The sequence below is a fragment of the Erysipelotrichaceae bacterium 66202529 genome, assembly GCA_017161075.1.
In the GTDB taxonomy this organism is placed as follows: domain Bacteria; phylum Bacillota_I; class Bacilli_A; order Erysipelotrichales; family Erysipelotrichaceae; genus Clostridium_AQ.
In genome coordinates, this window is sequence record CP046174.1 from 2,920,903 (window position 1) to 2,945,827 (window position 24,925).

At 42.8% G+C, this 24,925-nt stretch carries 22 protein-coding genes and 1 tRNA gene; 8 read left to right on the plus strand and 15 right to left on the minus strand.

Translation table 11 applies throughout. The features are described from left to right. Positions 1-290: 290 nt before the first annotated feature. From GKZ87_13990 to GKZ87_14015, 6 genes are all read right to left on the minus strand, one after another. A complete protein-coding gene (locus GKZ87_13990; GenBank protein QSI26516.1) occupies positions 291-872 on the minus strand; it encodes a hypothetical protein in 582 nt (193 codons plus the stop codon). Next, on the minus strand, positions 821-1,414 hold the full coding sequence (locus GKZ87_13995) for an AAA family ATPase (protein ID QSI26517.1): 594 nt from the start codon (positions 1,412-1,414) through the stop codon (positions 821-823). The genes GKZ87_13990 and GKZ87_13995 overlap by 52 nt, the downstream gene beginning before the upstream one ends. 33 nt (positions 1,415-1,447) lie before the next feature. Further along, positions 1,448-1,834, minus strand: coding sequence for an AAA family ATPase (locus tag GKZ87_14000; GenBank protein ID QSI26518.1), 387 nt, complete (start codon positions 1,832-1,834; stop codon positions 1,448-1,450). Positions 1,835-1,865: 31 nt separating this feature from the next. Continuing rightward, a complete protein-coding gene (locus GKZ87_14005) occupies positions 1,866-2,057 on the minus strand; it encodes an AAA family ATPase (GenBank protein QSI26519.1) in 192 nt (63 codons plus the stop codon). A gap of 256 nt (positions 2,058-2,313) precedes the next feature. Further along, positions 2,314-3,309 (minus strand): NAD-dependent isocitrate dehydrogenase, encoded by a 996-nt coding sequence (locus GKZ87_14010; protein ID QSI26520.1) that lies wholly within the window; start codon positions 3,307-3,309, stop codon positions 2,314-2,316. Between the two features lies 1 nt (position 3,310). After that, positions 3,311-4,645, minus strand: coding sequence for a citrate synthase (locus GKZ87_14015; GenBank protein ID QSI26521.1), 1,335 nt, complete (start codon positions 4,643-4,645; stop codon positions 3,311-3,313). Between the two features lie 120 nt (positions 4,646-4,765). Between GKZ87_14015 and GKZ87_14020 the strand changes: the two genes are divergently transcribed. Then, positions 4,766-6,688: an aconitate hydratase gene (locus tag GKZ87_14020; GenBank protein ID QSI26522.1), complete on the plus strand. Its 1,923-nt coding sequence runs from the start codon at positions 4,766-4,768 to the stop codon at positions 6,686-6,688. A 410-nt stretch (positions 6,689-7,098) separates the two neighbouring features. Next, the gene (locus tag GKZ87_14025) at positions 7,099-8,421 is read left to right on the plus strand and encodes a serpin family protein (protein ID QSI26523.1); all 1,323 of its coding nucleotides are present in this window, start codon (positions 7,099-7,101) and stop codon (positions 8,419-8,421) included. 584 nt (positions 8,422-9,005) lie between these two features. Here GKZ87_14025 and GKZ87_14030 read toward each other — a convergent pair. Beyond that, positions 9,006-10,316 (minus strand): MFS transporter, encoded by a 1,311-nt coding sequence (locus tag GKZ87_14030; protein ID QSI26524.1) that lies wholly within the window; start codon positions 10,314-10,316, stop codon positions 9,006-9,008. 73 nt (positions 10,317-10,389) lie between these two features. Then, positions 10,390-10,917: a YfcE family phosphodiesterase gene (locus GKZ87_14035; protein QSI26525.1), complete on the minus strand. Its 528-nt coding sequence runs from the start codon at positions 10,915-10,917 to the stop codon at positions 10,390-10,392. A 253-nt stretch (positions 10,918-11,170) separates the two neighbouring features. On the opposite strand from GKZ87_14035, the gene GKZ87_14040 reads away from it, so the two are divergent. Together GKZ87_14040 and GKZ87_14045 are read left to right on the plus strand one after the other, a co-directional pair. Then, the gene (locus GKZ87_14040; protein QSI26526.1) at positions 11,171-11,395 is read left to right on the plus strand and encodes a hypothetical protein; all 225 of its coding nucleotides are present in this window, start codon (positions 11,171-11,173) and stop codon (positions 11,393-11,395) included. Positions 11,396-11,684: 289 nt separating this feature from the next. Next, positions 11,685-11,915: a hypothetical protein gene (locus tag GKZ87_14045; protein ID QSI26527.1), complete on the plus strand. Its 231-nt coding sequence runs from the start codon at positions 11,685-11,687 to the stop codon at positions 11,913-11,915. Between the two features lie 357 nt (positions 11,916-12,272). On the opposite strand, the gene GKZ87_14050 is transcribed toward GKZ87_14045, so the two are convergent. Together GKZ87_14050 and GKZ87_14055 are read right to left on the minus strand one after the other, a co-directional pair. Then, entirely contained in the window at positions 12,273-12,659 is a 387-nt protein-coding gene (locus tag GKZ87_14050) for a PTS beta-glucoside transporter subunit IIB (protein ID QSI26528.1), read from the minus strand. Beyond that, the gene (locus GKZ87_14055; GenBank protein QSI26529.1) at positions 12,653-13,393 is read right to left on the minus strand and encodes a hypothetical protein; all 741 of its coding nucleotides are present in this window, start codon (positions 13,391-13,393) and stop codon (positions 12,653-12,655) included. Before GKZ87_14055 ends, GKZ87_14050 begins: the two co-directional genes overlap by 7 nt. Before the next feature lie 412 nt (positions 13,394-13,805). Here GKZ87_14055 and GKZ87_14060 point away from each other — a divergent pair, with 412 nt between their 5' ends. Beyond that, positions 13,806-15,101, plus strand: a complete 1,296-nt coding sequence (locus GKZ87_14060) for an extracellular solute-binding protein (protein ID QSI26530.1) — start codon at positions 13,806-13,808, stop codon at positions 15,099-15,101. Next, a complete protein-coding gene (locus GKZ87_14065; protein ID QSI26531.1) occupies positions 15,085-17,316 on the plus strand; it encodes an EAL domain-containing protein in 2,232 nt (743 codons plus the stop codon). Before GKZ87_14060 ends, GKZ87_14065 begins: the two co-directional genes overlap by 17 nt. Positions 17,317-17,430: 114 nt before the next feature. Here GKZ87_14065 and GKZ87_14070 read toward each other — a convergent pair whose 3' ends face one another. Next, positions 17,431-18,873, minus strand: coding sequence for an EAL domain-containing protein (locus GKZ87_14070; GenBank protein ID QSI27976.1), 1,443 nt, complete (start codon positions 18,871-18,873; stop codon positions 17,431-17,433). Between the two features lie 134 nt (positions 18,874-19,007). On the opposite strand from GKZ87_14070, the gene GKZ87_14075 reads away from it, so the two are divergent. Beyond that, a complete protein-coding gene (locus tag GKZ87_14075; protein QSI26532.1) occupies positions 19,008-20,474 on the plus strand; it encodes a GntR family transcriptional regulator in 1,467 nt (488 codons plus the stop codon). A gap of 27 nt (positions 20,475-20,501) precedes the next feature. Here GKZ87_14075 and GKZ87_14080 read toward each other — a convergent pair whose 3' ends face one another. From GKZ87_14080 to GKZ87_14090, 3 genes are all read right to left on the minus strand, one after another. Beyond that, positions 20,502-21,269, minus strand: a complete 768-nt coding sequence (locus tag GKZ87_14080; GenBank protein QSI26533.1) for a GNAT family N-acetyltransferase — start codon at positions 21,267-21,269, stop codon at positions 20,502-20,504. Between the two features lie 6 nt (positions 21,270-21,275). Further along, positions 21,276-22,238: a gfo/Idh/MocA family oxidoreductase gene (locus GKZ87_14085; GenBank protein ID QSI26534.1), complete on the minus strand. Its 963-nt coding sequence runs from the start codon at positions 22,236-22,238 to the stop codon at positions 21,276-21,278. A 569-nt stretch (positions 22,239-22,807) separates the two neighbouring features. Continuing rightward, on the minus strand, positions 22,808-23,725 hold the full coding sequence (locus GKZ87_14090) for an Rpn family recombination-promoting nuclease/putative transposase (protein QSI27977.1): 918 nt from the start codon (positions 23,723-23,725) through the stop codon (positions 22,808-22,810). Positions 23,726-24,082: 357 nt separating this feature from the next. Here GKZ87_14090 and GKZ87_14095 point away from each other — a divergent pair. Next, positions 24,083-24,166, plus strand: a tRNA-Leu gene (locus GKZ87_14095). A gap of 225 nt (positions 24,167-24,391) precedes the next feature. Here GKZ87_14095 and GKZ87_14100 read toward each other — a convergent pair. Next, a complete protein-coding gene (locus tag GKZ87_14100; protein ID QSI26535.1) occupies positions 24,392-24,916 on the minus strand; it encodes a diguanylate cyclase in 525 nt (174 codons plus the stop codon). Positions 24,917-24,925 lie beyond the last annotated feature (9 nt).

Sequence of the window (24,925 nt, forward strand, 5' to 3'; positions counted from 1 at the left end):
TTTCTCAACTCCGGGTATATAGGAAGCGTGAAATACAAAATAACCAATGTTTATCCATCCTTTTGTATCTCATATACTTCTTGTACCTTAACGTGAGAAAGGACCCTATTGTCTGTACGCTTTCTTTCTTCATTATTCCTTTCACAAAATCAATTAGAAGTAAAAGTGTCAGGCTCAATCAGAAATAAAAGTCTTTTATAACTGATCAGCAGCTCATGCTTCTCTGATAACAACTGCACTCCTGTAAAAAGGCCTCCTAATCGAGGTCTTTTTCACATCTATTTACATGCTTATTCTTTTACGTATATCTCAGCCTGTTTTCTCCGATGCGCAATACCAATTCTTATCAGATTTTTCATGTCCGGATAATAGCTTTTCTCCAAAATCTGATCATACCCCTCCTTGGCCAAGGCTTTCAGGTCAACACGATCATCCTTTGTGAATTTTAATTCAAAAAGGAAGGATGGTTTACCTTTTACTCTGCTTCTCAACATAACATCAACTCTTCCATGTCCGCTTTCTTTATTACTGATAATCTCATATTTATTATCCAGCGGCATAAGCAGTCCTAGCAATAATGTATGATAGGAATTTTCACTCACTAAATCAAAATAACTTACAGCGGATACTAATATTCCCTGATAACACATTAGAAATCCTTTCCAGTTTTTCTTTTGGAGGTTATCCAGTAAATAAGCTACACTGCTTTCATCAACATGAAAATAATACGCGGTAAGTGATTGAAATTCTCTGGCTATTTCTCTGTTTGGTATCCGTAGACTGTATTGCCCAATAAACTCATCAAGTACTTTATATGTTGTTAAATATCCTGCATTAAGGCATTGCCCGCCTGTGGTGCAAACAATCCCCATAAACTGTTAGTTTCCTGTAGCTCATAAAAAGATGTTTCAAAATTCACCAGAGCTGTTACAGTGCCTGTGCGAATCAATTCATCATAGCCTTCCTTAAATGAAACATCACAGTTCTGCATCGCTTGTCTCATCATTTTATTAGAGCTGGTATTCACCCAATAGGGCATCAGTTTTTTATGATCTAAATAATTGATTACAGACCAGGGATTATAAATGTCAACGCCTCCCATATTATAGCCATCATACATCTGCTTTATTTCCTCTGTGAACGGTAAATCATATGCCTTTAAAGCCTTTTTTACTTCTTCTTCAGTAAATCCGAAGTATTCAGCATAGCGGTGATCATTAACAGTGCAGACAAGTAAATTATTTAAATCGGAAAAAAGGCTAAAGCCCACCCGTGGTGCATTTTCTTTTGCTACGCGCTGTATACCTGTTAACATTGCATACTGTAAATCATCACTTGTCTTTAGTGATGTATGCAATATCGCCGCAAGAGATTCTCGCAGTTCTTCATAAAATCCTCCAGTATGTGCTTCGATAAAAGGCGTATCACACCATAGGCGGGCTTTAGCCTATTCATCGCAAAACAGCATCACCTTTTTCCCATAATATTGATGACATTTACTCAATAGAAAGCTGATAGCATCCTCAATGGAATCCAGACTTCCACTTTCTAAATCATTCAACCCCTGTATAATTGCTTCCAATTGTGCTTTTTCAAATATATTGACATCATCCAGAACATGCATATAACGGGTATATGCCTTTGCAATCTGTATTTTTATAAATTTTGTAATGGTTTTTATTGAACCCTTAGCATCTGCGAAGGATAAAAAAATGGTAGGATAACAATTAAGCTGTTTTGCATACTCTGTTTTCATGATTTCCGTATCCCGGAAGATAGCTTTTGAATCCTCTGTAATATCAAAAAAACTAGCGAGCACACCAAGGGCGGACACCGTCTACTCATATTGATTGTTTTTCCCGCTACTAGCGCGCCTCTTGTCGGATACCAAAGGTATCGGCAATATTTCGGTGAAAGCGTCTTGGCCGAGTAATCAACGTCACCGTCGTCTTACGCTTTAGAAATTCAGCAATCATTCTACTCTTATCAACCGTATAATAATTTTCTTCCCGTAATTTCCGGTAGCTGTTTACTCCTATAGGGATTGCTTTTTTCATTTCTGTACCACCTACCTGTTCTATTCCATTATACCCTATTTCTTTTTATCTTCACAGAAAATTCCTGAAAACAAGATTTTTCTGTCTCATGATCTGCTTCTAAAAAAAGCTTATATGCTATTTCTGGTGTAGGTCGTAAAAACCACAGCCTTTTCCTTCCAAAAGCTGTGGTTATCTTTATTATCAATCCTTACATTTATTTGTTATTTCTATTCCCAGTATACAAACGGTTGCATATATAAACAATCACCTTGCTTTAAAGCTTTGCTATAATAGCATCACGATATGCTTCCGTAGAAGCACTCCCATGCAGATCCGGTGTCAGACACTTCTTTTCCATCAGCACTGCATCCACCGCTTTTCGAATATTTGCGGCACATTCCGTTTCCTGCAAATGCTCCAGCATCATACAGGCAGACCACAGCAGGGCCGTAGGATTGGCGATATGCTTTCCTGCGATATCCGGTGCAGAGCCGTGTACCGCTTCAAACATGGCATATTCCGTACCTAAATTACAGCTAGGAAGCAGTCCCAGCCCACCGATCAGTCCGCTTGTCAGGTCACTTACAATATCACCATACAGATTTGGCATTACCATGACATCGAAGGTTTCCGGACGCATAACCAGCTGCATACAAACATTATCCACAATTTTATCATCTGCCTCGATATCCGGGAACTCCTTTGCAATTTCCTGAAAGATAGAAAGAAACATTCCGTCACTCAGCTTCAATATATTCGCCTTATGTACGCAGGTAACCTTTTTTCTGCCATTTGCACGTGCATACGCAAAGGCATCCCGTATGATGCGTGTACTAGCTTTGCGTGTGATAATTTTCGTCGCATGCACCGTATCCGCATCCACCTGCTCCTCCACACCGACATACAAATCCTCAGTATTTTCGCGGAAGGTCACAATATCGACATGATCGAACGGTGTCTTCACTGCCGTATTCGATTTTGCCGGACGGATATTCGCATATAAATCATACTTATTTCGCAGTGTAACATTCAGGGAACGAAACCCCTTCCCCACCGGTGTTGTAATCGGAGCCTTCAACAGCATCCGGGTTTTCTCAAAGGATGCAAATGCCGCATCCGGTATCAGCTTACCATTACGCTCATACTCTGCTTCCCCTACTTCAAAAAACTCATATGCAAGCGGTGCCTTTGCCGCCTCCAAAATCTTTACAACCGCATCCACGATTTCCGGGCCGATGCCGTCTCCCTTAAATACTGTTATTGTTCTCATTTCATCTGTCCTCCATCTTTACATATTGCTTCACACTGCCGACATACTTGGTAGCCGGACGCATAATTCTTCCATCATATTCCTTGTTTTCGATATTATGGGCAAGCCAGCCGACCGTTCTCGCCATGACGAACAACGGCGTAAACAAATCCTCCGGTATCCCCATCATGCTATAGACAAAGCCGCTGTAGAAGTCCACATTACTGGATACATTCACACCCTTCACATCCAGAATAACTTCCTTTGCGCACTGCTCAAAGCGCTGGTAAAATTCGTATTCCTTGACCCTGCCCTTTTTCTCGGCAAGCTTTTCAATATATTCCTGTAGCACCTCGCTTCTTGGATCACTTAATGTATAGATGGCATGCCCCATACCATAAACCAGACCGCTGTAATCGTAAAACTGCTTATGCAGGATCCGATAGATCAACGCCTTGATTTCAATATCATTTTCACAGTAACCGATTTCCTCAATAACCGCTTTCATCATGCCACTGACCTTCAGATTGGCACCACCATGCCGTGGCCCCTTCATACTGCCAATGGCTCCGACCATGGAGGAATAAAAATCCGTACCTGTGGAGGATATCACCACATTGGTAAAGGTTGAGTTGTTTCCACCGCCGTGATCCGCATGGACGATCAGCATCATATCCAGCAGCTTTGCCTCCAGAGTGCTGAATGCATGATCCTTGCGCAGCATATACAAAATATTTTCCGCAATGGAAAGGTGCTCCTGTGCTGGATGTATCACCAGGCTTTCCTTATTATAACGGTGCATTTTGCTCTGATAGGCATAACAGATAATGGAAGGCAGCTTGGCTAGAATATTCAATCCCTGTTCAAGCGTATTTTCCACGGATATATTATCCGGTGCATCATCATAATCGTATAAGGCAAGCACTGCCTGCTGCAAGCGGTTCATCAGATTCTTCCCCGGCATATGCAGAAATTTCGATTCCAAGAAATCATCCGGTAGCTCATAATGTGTGCGCAGATAAGCACAGAATTCTTTCAGCTCCTCCTCCTTTGGAAGATAGCCAAAGAGTAATAAAAAGCAGGTTTCCTCGTACCCGCAGATCGTTTCATAATTTCTGCCATGGATAATATCCCGCAGCTCTATGCCTCGATAGTACAGCCTTCCTATATCGTCTGTTTTTACTTCTTCCACATATTTATAACCGACAACATCCGCAATCTTTGTAAGACCGACGCGTACACCGGTTCCATCTTCGTTGCGCAGTCCCTTTTTGATATCATACCTGCGAAACAGATCATTTGCGATGTCATTGTGCTCTCTTGCCTTCTGGTAAAAAGAATTTAAGTGCTCATTCATTTCCTCCGCCTCCTTTTACAGTATTCTTTCACTATTATATCATAATTTTCATAAATTCAATGAAATATTTTCATTTTTCATGCTATAATATTCCATGTATACGAGAAAGGAAGGGAAGTTATGCCAACAATAACCGAAAAAATCATACAGAAGCATCTGGTAGAGGGAGTGATGGAGCGAGGAGAACCCATTGCGATCCGCATAGATCAGACACTGACACAGGATGCCACAGGAACCATGGCTTATCTGCAGCTGGAGGCGATGGGTGTGGATCAGGTAAAAACGGATCTGTCGATCAGCTACGTCGACCATAATACATTACAGAGCGGCTTTGAAAATGCCGATGATCACAAATATTTACAAACCGTGGCAATGAAGCACGGTGTCCGTTTTTCACGTCCGGGGAACGGAATCTGTCATCAGGTGCACCTGGAGCGCTTTGCGAAGCCGGGAGCCACCCTATTGGGAAGTGACTCTCATACACCGACTGCCGGAGGTATGGGGGCTTTGGCCATCGGTGCCGGGGGTCTGGATGTTGCGTGTGCCATGGCTGGTATGCCGTTTCATCTCAACATGCCGAAAATTATCAATGTCCGTCTGCATGGAGCTCTGACTAAGGGAGTCAGCTCCAAGGACATCATTTTAAAGGTATTGCAGATACTGAGTGTAAAAGGCGGTGTGGGAAATGTCATCGAATACAGCGGAGATGGCGTTCGCAGTCTGAGTATTCCACAGCGTGCCACCATTACCAATATGGGAGCTGAGCTCGGTGCCACAACCTCGGTATTTCCAAGTGACGAGGTTACACGCGACTTTTTAAGAAAGCAGCACCGCGAGGATGCTTACGAGGAATTGAAGGCAGATGCGGATGCCGTTTATGATGCCGTTATCGATATTGATCTGCATACGCTGGAGCCGATGATTGCTATGCCGCATTCTCCGGATAATGTCCTTCCAATCAGCGAGGTGCTGGGCTTAAAGGTGGATCAGGTTGCCATTGGCAGTTGTACAAATTCCTCTTATATGGATATGATGAGCGTCGCAGCCATTCTGAGAAATAAAACCGTAGATTCTAATGTCAGTCTTGTTATTTCTCCAGGCTCCCGCCAGGTATTGAACATGATTGCGAAAAACGGCGGTCTCTCCGATATGATTTCAGCGGGTGCCAGAATTCTGGAATCCACCTGCGGGCCTTGCATCGGTATGGGACAGTCTCCTATCACCAACGCCTTATCCCTTCGTACCTTTAACCGGAATTTCTATGGAAGAAGCGGAACATTGAGTGCTAAGGTATGTCTGGTTTCACCGGAGACAGCAGCTGCAAGTGCACTAACCGGTTATATTGTAGATCCACGCACCATAGATTATGAGCTGCCACAGGAGCCACAAAGCTTTACGATTGATGATTCCATGATTATTGTTCCGGATGCCGAAACTGCTGCGGAAATAGAGGTAGTGCGCGGGCCAAATATCAAGCCACTGCCAATCAACACACCACTGGAAAACAGCATTGATAAAAAGGTCATGATCAAGGTAGATGATAACATCACAACCGATCATATCGCTCCGGCAGGTGCCAAGGTACTTCCTTATCGCTCCAATATTGAAAAAATAAGTGAATTTATTTTCATGAATGTGAAGGAAAGCTTTCATGATGACTGTCTGAAGTGTGGCGGTGGCTTCATCATTGCCGGTGCCAATTACGGACAGGGAAGCTCCCGTGAGCATGCGGCGCTGGCTCCCATGTATTTAGGAATCAAGGCGGTCATCGCAAAAAGCTTCGCAAGAATTCACCGGGCCAATCTGATCAATTTCGGTATCCTTCCCCTCACCTTCTGCACAGAAGCAGATTACGACGGGATTGACGAGATGGATGAGCTGAGAATTACCAATCTGAAGTCTTTAGCGGAAGATACCCCGATTGAGGTGGAAAATATCACAAAGAATACCTGCTTTCAGGTTGCACATAATCTGACACAGCGTGATATAGAAACCGTTCTTGCCGGCGGTACGTTGAATCTGATCCGGCAGAATCAAAAATAATAGTCATAGGGCTGTCCGATAGGACAGTCTCTTTTTTGTCTGCTTTCCTTTATTTATATCTGTTTTATCTATTTCCTTTATATCTGTTTTTCTTATTATCTGCTTGTCTTTGAAATTGTTTTTCTTTAAATCTATTTTTTCATACCCGTTGTTCTTCCTTATCTGTTTTCTTCATATCCTTTCTTTATATTCTTTTTTTTACAACCTTTCTTCATATTCTCTCTTTATATTCTATCTTTCTTCATATCTCCTTTTTATTTATATTTTTATATTCTGCTTCTCTTTTTATAAGGAATCATCAGGACCATCAGCACGTTCTTGTATTCCGTACTGCTTCTGTTACAATAAAGGAAAGGGATGAAATATTTTATATATGTAAATCGTATTACAGATGGAAAGAAGGGAAATCTATGAAAAAAACATTGCTTATATTCTGCACCATATTACTTTTATCCGGCTGCTCCTCCACACAAAAGCAGCCATCGAACGCTGTTGAACCACAGGAAACGCCAAATCCCAAAATCGCTGCGCCTGCGGATATCAGCTATCCAAACAGTCCATCAATCGAGGATTATGACGCTCGCATCGCTATTGACAATAACAATCCGGTGGATAGCAGTCTGCTGGATGGATATACCAGCTTTTCCCAGGAAAGCTTTTCCGCCATATTACGCGATGTAAAAGGAAATGTAAGCTATTCTCCAATGAGCCTGTACTATCCGATGATGCTGACACTGCAGGCCAGTGAAGGAACGACTGCAAAACAGCTGCAAACGCTGCTTCATGTAAAGACCAACAACAATGCCGATCATATGGGAAATCTGTATCGCCGATTGTATACAGATAATGAAGGCGGACAGTTAAAGATTGCCAATTCCCTATGGATACAAAAGGATTTCCCGGTAAAAAAAGACTTTATCCGGACAGCGAACAAACAATATTACGCTTCTTTGCATACTGTTGACTTTTCACAGACAAAAACCGCAGACCTTATGGCGGCATGGATTCGGGAGCATACAAATGGAGAGCTGTCCCCTTCTATACAGACCGACGAATCCATGCGCTCAGCGATTCTCAATGCCATCTACTACAAAGCGCGCTTTGATCAAGAGTTTGAAAAGAAGGATACCAGACAGGCTGTATTTCATACTGCAGATAAGGATGTGACAGCCGATTTCATGCATAAAGAAATGGATACTCATTCCTTTATTGATAATGACCGCTATGCCTCCACATCTCTGCCATTGAGCAACTCCTCCACCTTGACACTGGTGCTTCCAAAGGAAGAACAGGGAGCCGGAAAATTATTGGAAAGCAAGGGATTTATACAGGAACTGTTTCAGGATGATACAAGTGGTTCTGAATTTGGTATCGTGAAGCTGTCTTTACCTAAATTCCGTGTGCATTCCAAGCTGCAGCTGCGTGATGCAATAAAAGCAATGGGGGTGAGCTCCCTGTTTGACACCACGGCAGAGCTGGACGGCATTTCCGATGCCAAGCCGCTGTTTGTATCCAGAATCCAGCAGGAAACCAGTATAGACCTGAACGAGGAGGGTGTGGAAGCGAGTGCGTACACGATGATGGCTACTGCAGGAGCTGCCAATGTTGAGCACCCAAAGCTCTTAGATTTGAATCTGAACCGGGAATTTCTTTACATCATATCCACCAACATGGATGGTAAGAATCTGCCACTGTTTATCGGTATTTGTGCAGACCCCACCAGAAAAGAATAACGAAAAAAAGCTGTTTGTATGGAATCATGCTACAATTCCCTGCATGACAGCTTTTTATTGCCGCGTGACCATATGCCACTGCTTTTCCACAAGACTGTTACCAGCGGCAGGAGAAACTTGTACACATATGCAAGCATTCGTTTTTACAAACATTCTGATATCAAACCAAGACGAATTATATACTGCTTTCCTCTCCGCTTCTTGATACGATACTCGATTATATGGATTTAAAAACCAGATCAATGTACTATACAATATCAATTCTCTATATTATATGGATGAAAATCTCATAGTCTGACATTCAACTAAGTAAGCTCATGACATAAATCATAAAGCAAAATCCTTTTATCCTTCCCTATTTCTGTATGAGATGTAATCATAACAAAACGCTGCCATCCACGGATATCTGACAGCAGCTATTGTAACATCTGTTTTTATGCAGATAACAGCCTTCCTGTATATATTTATGTATACAAGAAGGCTTCTTAGAAATAACGGATATAACAACAACACCGTATCCGTACTTTTTCTGTTTACATAAGCACCGATTCCTTTACCCACAGGAACCAGGGAGTACCTCATACTTATTTTTTCTTATGGAATTTCTGTTCACTTTCCGGATCCTTGACAAAAGCAAGAAACAGCATCCCCAGGAGCATCATCGGAATCAGTCCCAGAATACCGTACTGTGTTTCACCGGTAATCATAATGATAATGGATACCGCCATCGGCCCAAGAATAGCCGAGAACTTGGAGAATACAGAGAAAAATCCAAAAAATTCATTGGAATCTGCCTTATCCGGTATCAGCTTGGCAAAATAGGAACGTGATACTGACTGAATTCCTCCCTGAAACATACCGACCAGTAAAGCTACCACCCAGATAAAGGATGGATAGGTCTTAATCAAGGAGCCTGCCAGGACAACTCCGACATAGCCGATAATACCTGCATAAATCATTTTCTTGCTGCCTACACGCTCAACCAGACGGCCGAACAGAATCGAGAATGGACAGGCTACAATATTGATCAGAATAACAACTACCAGGCTCATGACATCACTGATTCCCATTTCTGTTGCCAGGGATACGGCCATTTTGATAACGGTATTAACGCAGTCTATATAAAAGAAATAGGAAATGCAAAACAGAAAAATATTTTTATTCTTCTTCACATCGCGGAAGGTATGATACAGATGCGCAAAGGACTCCCGCACAACATGGGGAACCGGTTCATGATAGTTTTTCTGCTTAACATTTTTCAGCATGGGACGGGAATATACCAGCCACCACAACACCGCCATTCCCATTGTCAGACCACAGGCCATACGATAGCTCAACGTAAAGGAACCAATGACCAAATCACCGGTTTTCGGATCGCCCAGCAGTGTGACCAGGGCAAAGGGGATTACAAAAATCAGAAACGGCAGTACGGAACCGATATAGCCCCAGGCATATCCGGCTGCACTGACCTTATCCACACGGTCATCATCGCAGACATCCACGATAAATGCATCATAGAAAATAATAGAACCGTTATAGCCAAGCATCGCTATGATAAAGATAACGATAGCCATGCGATAATCAATAAATGGCAGTGCCAGTCCAAAGCCGCCAAAGATTCCCATGAACAGGAAAAATTTAAACATTTTCATTTTCTTGTCCTTGTAATCCGCCATGGTACCCAATACCGGTGAAATTACTGCCAGAATAATGGCATAGATGGCATTTGCCCAGCCAACATACACACTGCTGTCTCCTGGTGTGATTTTCGCAATCAGTAACGGAAAAATCACCGTGCAGGTGGTAAGTACCTGTGCTGAATTGCCGACATCGTACAGGATCCAGCTTGTTTCCTCTTTGGTAAAGCCAAGTTTTGTCAAAATTTTTGTGAACATAGGATTCGTTCCTTTCTCTTATGAAAACAGTGTATCACAGGGAATCAGTCTTGTGGATACGGATAACACAATATTAACAATTTTCAACAGGAAGAAGTGCAGCCTGAAGTTCCTGTCCGTGTACCTCCAGCAGCGCATAGCCGCTTTGCGGAGTCCCGTAGCATACTGAGCCGGGATTGATCAGAATCACACCGTCCACCTCGATAAAGCACTGATGATGCGTATGCCCGAAAAATAATGTATCACAGCCCTTTCGTTTCGCATAGGCTGCCAGCTTACCATACAGGGTACGCATGCATACTTCCATAATTTCATCACTCGCTACATGCTTCATCGCCAGAACCTCCTGTACGGTTTCATCATCGAAGATATCGCCATGCAGACAGATCACGCTGCGCTTTTCAATGGTAAACCTTAATTTTTTAGGAAGCCGGTGTGTCCGGTCATGATTACCCTTCACAATGCTGCATTCAGATATTTCCTGAAGCGGGAATCCAACATCCCCCAAATGAATTTTCAAATCGGCATCCGCATGCCGGTCCAGAATTTTCCTTGCGGCATCCAGTTCTCCATGCGTATCCGACATCAGTAAAATTTTCATATTGTACACCTTCGTATCCTATATCATCATTATAATATGATTCCCCAGGAATAGAAACAAAAACTTTACATTTCAAAGAAAACAGATCATGCTGGCAAAATGGTCAATCGTCCGTGGGCATGCTTCCTTACCTTGCAAAGCCCTATGGATTCTTTTCCATTCTTAACGCTGTTCGCCTACGTAGGCAATGCGGATTCACATACCTTATATTGAGATACAGAGATGATCTCAGAAAATAAAGGAGGATTTCATTATGTATAACAATTGTGGATGTAACAGAGAGTTTGGATTCAACGAAGGCTGCGGAAGAACTGAATGGAACCGTGGATGCGGATGCAACAACGATTACTACAATGACAATGCTGCATTGTATGAAGCAGAATGCATCGCGCGTGCTGCTCTGCGTCGCAGAAACAGAGAAAACCGCTGTGCCCGTGAATTCGTTCGCTGCATGAAAAACGCCCGCTGCGGATACTAAGCTGCAACGAGTGAAAGACCTGTGAAGAGCAGGTCTTTTCCAGTGAATATTATGTTGGCAAAGCCGTATATGCGAACTTCACACAGGCTGTAGGCTGTATGCCGAAGCAGATACACCTCTTCATAGCATAAACAGCTTTCTATAACTAGGTGCAGTATGTTAGCTTTATCAACGCTTTTAAACAAGCCTTGTATTTCTGTATACGGATTGCTCAGCACCTATACGGTAGGCTTGAGCAATGTCTGAAAGCATATCCAGGGTATTAAAATAAAAAAAGGAGGATTTCATTATGTGTAACAATTGTGGATGTAACAGAGAATTTGACGATAGCTATGATTTTGGATGTAACAAAGCAAGCTGGAATAACAGCTGTGGCTGCAACAATGATTACTACAACGACAACGCTGCTCTGTATGAAGCAGAGTGCATCGCGCGTGCTGCTCTGCGTCGCAGAAGCAGAGAAAACCGCTGTGCCCGTGAGTTTGTCCGCTGCATGAAAAATGCCCGCTGCGGATACTAAGCTGGCATTTTTTAACAGCCTTTCATGCTTCCTGCAATACTTTCAAAGCAAAAAGATTTTAGGGGGTTACATGTCTGATACAGCTCATATATCGACTATTTTAACCCTCTTTCAAAATTCAAATCACAGTAATTTTCAAAATAAGTGGTTTGTCAAAACTGAGACCTGCATAACCTGCAGGTCTTTTTTCCTCGCAAAGCCACTGCCTGCAGCATCAGTTCGTTAGCTGTTCATATCCGCGAATGTCTGCACATTTTCTTTCATACACATATCTGCCATAGAGCGATTGTTTGGTCTGGCAAAGTGTTCGTTAAAGCTTTCCCTGCAAACTTTATTCATTCAAGATCGAATGGTGTGTCAGTCTTCAATCATAGCATCCAGAATATCCTGCAGAGCCTGCTTTCCATTCATTCTGCCGAAGGTCTTCATATCGATGACATGGATAGGGATTTCAAAGGAATTCAGCTTCTTTTTCATAGAATCCTTCAAATACCGCATCTGCGGCGCCAGCCAGATTGCCTGCATATGATACTCAAAATGATAGCGGCGAATAAATTTTTCATCCAGTATCTCCGCTGAGCCATATGCGAGGACAAGATCGTTATCACGTAGGGCATCCTCCAGATGATTTCCAAGCTCATGAATTTCCTCGACATAAATCTGTTCGCGCAGACTCGCCTTTTGAATCTGCTTACAAAACATACCGGATGTGTTTCCTGTAGCACAGCATACATATACTAACATACGGGTTCCTCCTTTAGAAAAGCTCGTATTCCTTTTCGTTGATGTGTAATTTCCTCATATTCGCAATGACAGCGTTTTATTTTCTTACTGCCAGTGGACGCTTTCTTCCACAGCTGTTTCCAATCAAGGATGGCTGTTGCCTTATGTTGCGGCGTATTCACGCATTGTGTAAACAGTGAATCAAGTCGTGCTGCCACCATGCAGATACAGCGCAGTAATTTTAACGGATTTTGGTCACCGTAAATATACGCACGAGGATGTCCGCAGAAAGATAAAAGCTTTGATGTAAGCATCTGATCCATATCCCGACTGCGTAATTGGGTGCATAAACAATTTCGAAATGCGCGCCACAGGCATGCAGCCTGCTTTGACAGCTGCTGTCGTGTAACACTGTTTACCGCTGAGTTCGCATTATATCCGCTCACCTTCTGTGAAAAGCACTTATTACAATAACCGCCCCATAGCCTAATATGCATGCTATCGCATATCACACAAGGAACACTCCCCTCGATAGCACCCATATGCACTACGTTTTGCAAATCAGGGACAGATACAGCTTTCTTTTGCAGACTGAAACGGATGTACAAAGCCGCAAGCTTCCTGATGATCTGTTTGCCTCTTCGCCTGTCAGACAGAATACCGTTATGCAAAACAATAAGGGGCGTAGCCACGGCTTTATAGCCACAGGCATGTGCCTGAAGCAGACCGTCATTACACTGAACATAGTAATTCATAGATTTCCTCCCACACTATGAATCCATCATAGCATGACGCAATCACAGATGCAAGCAGGAAAGGGTACAATCACAGAAAGCGGTTACGCATCCGTTTCGATTCCCCTTATGCATAAAGCACGGCCAAAAAAATTTCTTCGCATATGCCACTTTAAAATTCCAAAAAAAGAACAAGCTGCCACCACTCTGGCAACAGGAACCCATTCTCTGCTACTGCTTTCTCTGAATCGCAGAACAAGCACCTTATCCTGCATTCACAGCATAGTATCCTTGCTGTTTTATTGCTTTCAATGCCTTTCTATGTTACAATTTTCATACAGAATATTGTTTAAAACAATACTTACACAACCGGCATCATGCAACTATATTACCAGCTGTAGCTACAGACAGCTTTAGAAAGTGAGGAACGGAAATGAATTGGAAAAACAGCACACTACTATCCCTGTTGTCCGTTCTTCTTTTAACGGGGTGCAGCCGGCAGAATGCTACAACCTATGAACCGGAAATTACACAGGCATCGTCAGCAGAAACAAAGCTGACTTTTTTCGGATACAAATATGAAGCCCTCAATGTCGCTGCTATAGAAGACAGCCTGCAATCATATATGCAGCAGCACAACCGTGTTTCCATCACATATGAAAGCATTAAGGGTACGGACTATTATGAGATACTTGAAAAACGCATTGACACGCATAACGGCGATGATATTTTCATGGTCGATCAGGCCTCCATGCTGGAGCTGGAGAAAAAGGGGGCTCTGGCAGACCTGTCAGATCTTTCCACCCTTGATAACTTCAGTGATCTTGTGAAGCATCAAATGCAGGCAAACGGGCCCTTAAACTATGTTCCTACCTCGATTTCTGCGTTCGGTCTGTACTGCAATGAGGATTTGCTGAAGCAGCATAAACAAAAGATTCCAGAGAATCTGGATGAATTTATGAAAGTATGCGATTATTTTAAACAGAAGGGAATAACGCCAATCATTGCAAACAACGATATTTCCCTGAAAACCGTCGTGCTGGCTAAGGGACTGTATCCCATCTATCAGCAAAAGGATAAAGATAAGCTGCTGCAGCAGTTTAACAGCGGTGAGCAGGATCTGGCAAAGGCCCTGCAGCCTGGCTTCGAGCTTGTGGAGACAATGATTGAGCACGGCTATGTGGATTGTGAAGAAGCCCTGAAAACAGAAAAGACAAAGGATGACCTGCTTTTATTCGCAAAAGGGAAGCAGCCGTTCATGCTCAGTGGAGCCTGGGCAGCACCGCGCCTGCGGGATTTACAGCCGGAATTCACCTTTTCCATACATCCATATCCCATACTGGAGGATGGCAGTGCTCTGGTTATCAATATTGATACCAGAATCAGTGTGAATGCAGACAGTCCACATGTAAAGGAAGCAAAGGAATTTGTGGAATATCTGACACAGAAGGATGTCCTCTGGAAATTTGTAAACAGTCAAAGCTCCTTCAGCCCTTTAAAGGATGAGCAGTTGGCGGATGATATCGCAATTCAATCTTTGGGGCCCTATCTCACCAATGGCAGAAGTGTGATAGGTGCCGATGATACGCTGATTTATCCAATCTGGAATCTTACGCGATCCAGTACACAGCAGCTTTTACAGCACGAGGACAGCGAAACCGTGACAAAGGATCTGCAAAAGCAGCTGACACAGATACGAGAGGATGCATATCATGAAAGCAATGACTAAACATTCCTTTTTCATTTTATTTTCCATCGCTTCTGCCATTTGCATCCTGATAGCCTCGGTTGCCTTTGTATCAGATGTTAAATCCCTTTTATGGGAAAAATCCGTCACGGATATCATTGAGGTAACACAGCAGGGTGCACATGCTTTGGATACGTATATAGAAAAGGATTACGATACTCTGCATTTATTTGTGAAGGAATTAAAGGAAACAAAGGCATCGGATAAAAAAACAATTCAATCGATCATTCAGATTTTCGAGGAAGAAAATACAGCATTTTATTGCAGTGATCTCGCTAGCGGCTATACCTATTCCAATCTGCCGGAGTCCATTCCCCGTATGGAACAAAAGCAGATAAATACCATGCTTGCTTTAAGCGGTACCAGTATTCGCAGTCCGTTTCTGGATGGATATACAGGTGTAAAGACGATTGGCGTCTATGAGCGCTTCACCTTTCAGGATGGAACCGAAGGACTGGCGCAGAAAACCAGACCCTTATCCACGATGACAGAACGCTTTTCTCTTTCCTTTTTCGATCAGACAGGCTTCTCCTATGTGGTAAATAAGGAGGGCGATGTCGTAATACGTTCCCTTCATCCAAACAGTAACCGCACCTTTCAGAACCTGTTTGATATCATCGATTTGCAGGGTAATGACCAAACGGATCTGGATATCTTTAAAACACGATTAAAGGATTCCAAAACCGGAGCTGTTCAGTTTCAGTATCAGGGAGAAGACTATATATTCTGCTATGTACCCTTGCTTAGCGGGGATAATTGGAATATTGTTTCCATCATACCAAACCGCATCATCATGCAGCAGGCCGATAGCATTATCAAGCAGAGCATTCTGTTATGTTTGCTCATCATGCTTTGTATGGCCGGTATTGGATTTTTGTATCATCACAGCCGGAAAAAGCATCAAAAGGAAATTGAAAAGCTCGCCTTCTATGATGAACTGACCGGACTGTATCGGTATGAAAAGTTTTTGCTTGACGGACAACTGCTGCTAAAGGATAAGGAGCGCATGGTAGCTGTTTTATATCTGGATATTATGGGCTTTAAGCTTTTGAATGATATGGAAGGCTACGGATATGGAGATCAGGTACTGCTGTTTGTAGCGGATATTCTGCGCAGTGTTGCACAGGAGGAGGCAATCAGCTGCCGCATTTCCGGGGATGATTTCATTCTGCTGATTCCTTATAAAAGCCGTGCAAGAGTCATTGCGCTGTGCAAAAAGATTCTGGAGCTTACAGCAAACGGGATCGATCATGCCCATGAAATACATTTACGAATCGGTGTCTGCCTGCAGGAGGATGCTGATACAGACAGCACAATCAGTACACTTGTTGACAGGGCACGTATGGCACAAACGAGCATACACGATGATTCTGCAACCGCATGGCAGTTTTATAACCAGGAAATGCGCCAGCTACTGTTGCGGGATGCGGAAATGGAGCAGCACATGGAGCAGGCTTTGAAGGATGGTGAGTTCCTGCATGTCATACAGCCGAAGTATTCACTGGATGGCAGCAGAATCCTTGGCGGTGAGGCGCTGCTTCGCTGGCAGCGCTCTGGCAGTGGCTACACAAGTCCGGCTGAATTTATTCCACTGTTTGAAAAGAACGGCTTCATTCGTAAGCTGGATGCGTTTGTATTTGCATCGGTATGTCAGACGATACAGGAGAGAATTTCACAAAAGAAATGCATTGTACCGATATCTGTTAATGTTTCCCGTATTCATTTATATCAGGAGGATTTCGCTGATTCCTATATAGCGATCAAAAACCGCTATCATATACCGGATGGTATCATTGAGCTGGAGCTTACGGAAAGCATACTGTTGAAGAATACAAAAGAAATTTTCAATATTTTGGAAAAGCTGCGGCAAAACGGCTTCTGTTGTTCCATCGATGACTTCGGCTCCGGGTATTCCTCCCTAAACGCCTTAAAGGATCTGCCAGTGGATGTGGTGAAGCTGGATCGTGTATTCTTCGATCAGAGCAGCCATGTGGAACGAAACAAAACAATATTAAAAAGTATGATTACCATGGCGAAGCAGCTGGATATGAAGGTGGTAGCTGAGGGTATCGAATATACACAGCAGCTGGATATGCTGAAGGATACCGGTTGTGATATGGTACAGGGCTTCATCTATGCAAAGCCGTGCAGCGTGGAGGATTTTTATCAGCGGCTGGAAGCGGAAGCTGCTTCCTGAGCATGAAAAAAGCCTTATTAGTTATTTCTATCAGACAAAGTAAAGAAGCATTACGACACCCAGTGCGGTGATTGTAATGCTTCTTTTGTATACCTGTGTAACATACAGAGGTGGCTATTTACCAGCATTGACTTTTGCACGCTGGTTGAATTGTATAAGCCATGCTTCAAATTGTGCAGGTGGCAGCGGTTTGGAAAAATAATAGCCCTGTGCCATATCGCACGTCGTTGAATTTAGAAATTCCAATTGCTCCTTTGTTTCAATTCCCTCCGCAATCATGCGAATGTGCAGTCTTTGGGCCAAATCAATCAGACAGTGCAAAATATCCTTTGCCTTTGAATTGTGAATATCCTCAAAAAATATCCGGTCTAATTTGATGGCATCCACAGCAAAGCTTTTCAACAGGCCAAGAGAAGAAAAGCCGGCACCAAAATCATCCAGTGAACAGCAGAACCCAAGCTCATGCATCTGTACTACCGCCTGCTGTACCACAGCGATCTGTTCCTGATTAAACAACATGGATTCCGTTAGTTCAAGCTCAATCTGTGCATCGGCGATACCATACCGCTGTTTGATTGCGGCATAGTCCTGTAGGAATGACAAATCGTGAAAATGTCGGCGTGATAAATTGATTGAGACAGACAGAGGCGGCAGTCCTGCATTGCTACGGGAGTGCAAATAGCGGCAAACCTCCTCAAACATATAGCAATCCAGAGCCAGGATATGCTCGCTCTTTTCAAAAACCGGAATGAATTCCGATGGATAGATGCTGCCTAGCTGCGGATGCTGCCAGCGTACCAGTGCTTCCGCGCTATGGCACACACCTTCTTTGAGTGATATCTTGGGCTGCAGATACAGCTGAAAATCGTGCTGTTGAAGAGATGTCAGAAAGATGCTGTTCAACTGCTTTTCCCGCTGCATAGGACGCAGCAGCTCTTCACTGTAATATACACATCCTTTTCCATACACATACCGGTGAAGCGCAAAGCGGGCACGATCCTGCAGCACAGTGAAAGCAGTCTGAGTACCATCCAGCACACAGGCTCCCTGCTTCAGCCGGATATCCATGGGTACTGACAGCTTATCAGATTTCCTATTTATGAAATCCTGTATGCTGCAGATTCGCTGCCGGATCAGCTCCCTGTCACAGGTGCGCAAAAACAGAAAAAAACAATCCGCTTCTCCCCGTGCCGCATATTCACCGGGATGCAGATTCTGCTGTATAGCTTCATAGATGAGCTTCAGCAGATCATCCCCTGCTTTCATTCCGTATTGATCATTGATCAGCTTAAAATTTTCAACATCCAAAAGAATCAGCGCAGCCGTGATATCCGGTTGCCGGGAAAGCAGCTTCTCCAGCTGCTTCTGAAACCCGATGCGATTCATGCCCTTTGTTAAGTTATCATGAATTGCAGCTTCCCTGAGTCTGTGACACTCCAGCCGGTATCTGTGCTTCTGCATCCCCATATAAAGCAGAAGCAGTACTATGAATATCACAGCAATACAAAGGATAAGCAGTAAATCATTCCTACCCGTTTGTAAGCCAAATACCTTCATCATTCTGCCTCCTGTCTGTTTTCAGCAGAATTTTATCATGGCACAACAAAAACGCAAGATTATTTTTGTGTACGTATACATATAGTAAGACGCATAACAATATGATAAAATACAATGGATAACGAGGTGAGTTTATGCAAGTAAAGGAAACTCTTTTTGAATACCTGTACCGGAATCTGCGCGAGCAGATTATCAGCGGACAATTACCATACGGCTCCCGAATGCCCTCCATCACCAGGCTGAGTGAGCTGTACCATGTGGGAATCCGTACTGTACGGGATGTTCTTCAGCGCCTGAAAGAGGAAGGCTATATTCAAACGGAAGAACGCAAACCCATTCTTGTCGCTTATAAGCAAAGCAGTCGTGAACAGAAGGAAGCCATGATCACTTATCTGCTGGAGCATAAACAGTCCATTTTGGATGTCTATGCGACCATGACCCTGCTGATGCCGCAAATCCTCACATTTTGTACACAGGTCAGTACCGATTATATGCTGGAGCAGTGGTCAAGGACACTGCATGCTAACGCGCATAAACCAATGAACAGCCGATGGAAGACTCTGCTTCGTTTTTTCTATGCTCTGCTGGATCAGACGCACAATCTGTTTTTCCGTGATTTGTTTTCAAGCCTGGAGCTATATGCGAGACCACTTTATTTTTTTGAGGAAAAGCAGTTCACACAGCTTGTGCGGGATTGCTGTCAGTTTCACAGCATTGCCTGGGTACAGGAGCCGATGGTAAACAGACAGGCACAGGAAAGCAGAGAAAGACTTACCCGGTTTTATGCTTCCATAGAGCATGCGGTACAGCTTCAGCTGCATGCACTCTCCATGCAATATCCAAAGATCACAGAGCAGCACGATCTCTTTTCCTGGCATTCCGACCGTGGCAGAGACCATCTGCATGTACAGATCACCAGAGAGCTAATTGATCAAATCGGTACTGGTAAGCTTCCTGTAGGGACGCTGCTGCCAAGTGAGGCACAGCTGGCAAAGCACTACCATGTCAGTGTTGCGACAATCCGCAAGTCTCTTGCGTCCTTGAATGAGCTAGGATATGCAAAAACAAAAAATGTAAAGGGTACAACGGTATGTATGCAGGATGATGAAACAGCAGCTAGATGCATGAGTCGTAAAGCCTATCGCGATGATATCATGCGCTATCTCAGCGGATTGCAGCTGATGATTCTCACGATGAAGCCCGCAGCACGCTCCGCCTTTCCAGCAATCACCAAAACAGCCATCAGGCAGCTTCATAAAAAGCTGCAATATGATAACCGCATTCCACTGGATTCTTTGACAGAGCTGGTTACACAGCATGTACAGCAAACAGCATTACAGACTATTTTGCGGGAGCTGAGCAAAATCTTGTGCTGGGGATATTATTATTCCTTTTATCCGGGAGAGAATCCGGATTTCAATGAGCTGAACCGCAAAAGCATGCAGGCAGTACGATACCTTGAACAAAACGATGAGGAGCGCTTTGTCTCACAAATGTGTCTGTGCTACGTGCATATTCTGGAAATCATCCGCGAGCATATGATCGCCTTTGGATTATCAGAAGCCACTTATATGAAAACACCTCCTTGCGATTCTCTATAAAAAAACTGCAGCTCTGCAGTTTTTCATTTAATATCCATGTATTTCAAATACGCTGTATTCCCCTGCATAATGATAACCCAGCTTTTCCGCAAGACCAACAGATTTAATATTATGCGCGTCCCAGGATGGATACCAGCCACGCCGCAGACATTCCAGAATCAGCTTTGCACTGGCTGCCGAAGCCAGGCCGCAGCCTCTGTATTCTTTTTTGGTATCTACCTGTATTTCGATTCCTCCGCGATAGGAACTGTATGAGGAAGCACCGGATACCGGTAGATGATCCTTCAGCACTGCAACGCCGAGTCCTTTTTCCTGATACTCCGCATAATCAGCATACAGAGAAGTCCATTCTCTGCACCAGTCCTGCTTTCTGCTCCAGTCAAATAGTTCTTTATCAATCAGTTTGATTTCATAGGTCTTGCTCAGACCATCGACAAGCCTTTGCAGCCGTTCTTTCGAAAATACATCCTTTTCCTTTTTTATTGCATAGCGTACAACCTCTTTAACCTTATTTCCATAGCACTCTTTTATCAGCGCTTTCCAGGAAGCATCTGACGCCGACATAATTATAAAAGGAATCGGATATGCTTCCGGCTTAAACTGTACAAGCGCACGATTTGCTTTTCCAGCGAAAAAGCAGAAGACACCAAGTACAGCCATCGCGGAGTCCGGGTGAATGGGATCGTCTGCATATACAGCTCCCATGACATTCTGCAAACAGGAAAGAATCATTGTGTCCTGTTCGTTTACAAACAGGCTCTCTGCGACTTCCGGATGCTCCAGTTTATAAATCATATCTTTTTACCTCCCTTCTTCTATGTACACCTGTTCCAGCTGCTGCATGATATTATCCACGATAGAGCAGCAGCGAATACTGCGATTCGCAGGCATGATAGGGCTTTCCTGCCATCCGTTTTTCAGGCATTCCCGCACATGTGCAGCCTCGTATTTCATTTCATACAGACAGGGAAAGGTAAAGCGCTGGTGATCCTTCCCCTTGACAAGGGTATACTCTCTGGCTTTCCAGTAATCCGGTACATGAATATATCCTTTTTCAAAATAAAAGATCGCATGGTGCTGTGTAGGCCCGTTCATAGATATTCTGCTGTTTACCAGAATATCGTCAAACAGAAAATTCATGCTGATTCGATCGCACGCTCCACCTGCCTCTTTGGTACCCATTGTGGAGGTATGAATTTGTTTCGGCGCAAGCAGATAGTCCAGATATTCAATCGTATAGCTGGCGCTGCCGTAAACAACACCTCCCTGTGCGGGATCATGCATCCATGCCGCAGTAGGATTCGGAAAGCTGGCGCTCATTTCAATCTGATGCAGCCTGCCCAGTGTCTGCTTTTGTATATGCGTCCGTACGACCTGTGTTACAGGCAGAAACAGGCTCTTCTGTGCTTCCATTAGAAACAGGCCCTGTTTTCTCGCATAGGTGAACAGCTCCTCTACATCCTCAGCACAAAGTGCGATGGGCTTTTCACACAGAACATGCTTTCCATGCTGGAGCGCTCTTTTTACTTCCCTGCTGTGATTTGCATTATTTACAGCAATGTAGACGATATCGACATCATTATCACGGTAGACATCCTCATAACTGCTATATGCCCTTTTTATCTCGTATTGATCAGCCTTCTGTTTTGCTTTGGTAAGCGATCGAGATGCTACTGCTGTTATGACATCTCCGTTTTCCAGGACTGCATGCATAAATCGATCGGTTATAGACGCAACGGAAATCATACCATAGCGTACGCTCATATCACATACCTCACTTTTTAATCCTTATAAAGGATACTCTGTACACATCTTATGCCCATTAGGTTTCGGTGTCAATAAGCTTGATAAAAATAATACAGCAGGAATGGTTTCCTATAGAATATACAAAACAGATTCTCAGCCAGACAGCTGCAGAAATGAGCATATGGCATAGTACATAAGAAAAAGCATACGTTTTTCAGTTATTATTCATCGATAAAAGATAAAATTTAGGAAGAGCGTTATGAAAAGCGCCTTAGAGAAAGACCTGCTGTAGTCATTCTATGCCCTTTTTCACCGATATGATTATATAAAAATACTTTCGTTAATACCTTGCTAGGTTTTTTTGTGAATTGTTCCATTATTTATCTTAAAGTTATGAATCACCTATATAGAATAGACATCAGATGAATCAAAAGAGCATGATTACCTATTCTTATTTATACTATACTGTATCCCCTGATAAAATCAGCATAACTTGAGGCTCTGGTTCATAAACATCTCGTATAAGAATTGCATTAAAAAAACTGTTTTCGTTCACATTAAACAGTTTTTTTGTGGCTTTATATGTATTATTTATTGTCCGTAAGCTGATCCTTTAGTTCCTGCAAGGTATCACAGGTGAATAACAAATTGGATACAAGATCGATCTGTTCCGTCGTTAAAGAACATAGCCATGTTGAGCAGTCTTCATGATATTTTTTTACCAGCAGTCGATTTAACAATATTCTTTCACCCTCTTTTTGCCCCTGTTCAACACCATCCTTGAAACTATCCAAAATGGCATTTTTTTCACGCTGTTCCTGTATCTGCGTTGCCATCGCTATCGACCAGAGGTCTTCTGCATCTTGAAATTTCCTGTACTTCTCCATTACCTTCTTCACCAGCCTTTCCTCTGTTTTTAGTATACCATCTTCATCATTATTTTTAAACAGGTAGCACAGTTGTTCAAAGTCATTCAGCTTCTCAAATCCCTTGCGCTTAACGATTGCATTTATCTCCGGCAGATAGATGTAAATCCTCTTCATTAAACTACGCTTACTTTCTACTTCTCCTTCCGCATTTCTCATCTGATAGGCATCAATTAACTTCTTCGTGTGTTCTGCATAGGAATCAAGAAAGATAATTTGATAAACAGGGAGAAGATCATAATACCTTTCTCCGCTATCGAGCTGATTCGATAACATTCTGGCTCCGTACAGTTCAAATCGTTTCAACTCTGATTGCTTTGAATAGGTGGTTTGCATTTCGATGCCGTATTCTCTTCCTTCGCTGTCCTTCACACGGATGTCCAATACCATTTTTTTCTTTTTGAGTATAGCAGGATCCAGATTAGGATTTAATACGGTACTTTCCTTAGGATGGATTCCTGTCACTCGTTCAATAATGGTGTTACGGATAAAAGCAGCATCTTCATCCTCTGTGCCAAGAGCGAACTTAAAAAATATATCGTTATCATATTTCAGTCGTTCCTGCACCTCTACCTTCATTTCTTTATTCTCTGTTACATCTTTTGTAAGCATATTCTTCACATCCTTTCGTATACAGTCTTATGCTTTACACTATTACATACGTAAGGAAAATGTAAAATTCCTAAAAAATTAGAAAAATTCTTTATATTTTTCATAATATATATTTTCAAGTGATGTTATTGGCAATTAAAAATACATCTGCTCGATTCTTTTACCAGACTGTTAACCAAGTCATGCATTTATGTATTATGAAATTAAAGCTGTTTCTTATACATAGGTGAACAATAACCCTTTTCATCTGAAAAGGTTGAAAAAATCGATTTTCTTATAGACAAATGGCTATTTTTATTGTATTATTATATGGCATTCACTCATGCGGGCGTGGTGAAATTGGCAGACACGCTAGACTTAGGATCTAGTGCTTCGCGCGTGCAGGTTCAAGTCCTGTCGCCCGCACCATTGAATTTAACGCTTCAAAGCCTTTATTTATAAGGGTTTTGAAGCTTTTTTATTCTTAACTGATCATCATTTAATACGGAAAAAAGCCCTATTTGATTTTAAATTTTTCTTACTTTAAAATGTGTTAAAATTAGAATACTTCCCATAAAGAAAAAGAGTAATCCACCGAATGAGAATCACTCCTTTTACGTTCTGTACCTCCTGTTTATAATTATGCTAATAGATTTACACTTCAATTATATAGTTTGCTTTTCGTTCTTTTGCAACAGGCATTTCACCCTTCCCATATCCCAAAATACAATTGGCTACTCCAACATAGTCTGCATTAAGACACCACTCTTTTAACAGCTTGTGTCCTTCTTCCGATTCAAATACCTCCTTTGCCCTATAGATATAGCAAGAATCCACACCAACTGCATGAGCCGCATTCAATAGGTTCCCCGCAACAAGATTTGCATCCTCCAGCCAGGTAGGAACAGATTTTTTATTCCCAAAGACAATGGCAACTACAGGTGCTCCGTAAAATGGATCAATATCTCTTCCCATTACTTTCGCATTCAGTTTCGATATTTTATCTCTAATTTCCTTGTTCTTTACCAGTACGATAACAGGCGACTGTTGTCCCATCCCTGTCGGTGCATACGTTGCAGCCTCCATGATAGCATCAAGCTGTTCCTGCTCCACCATCTGATCACTGTATTCTCTCACGCTTCTTCTCGTTTTTAATGCTTCTAATACCTGATTTTCCATTTTTTCCTC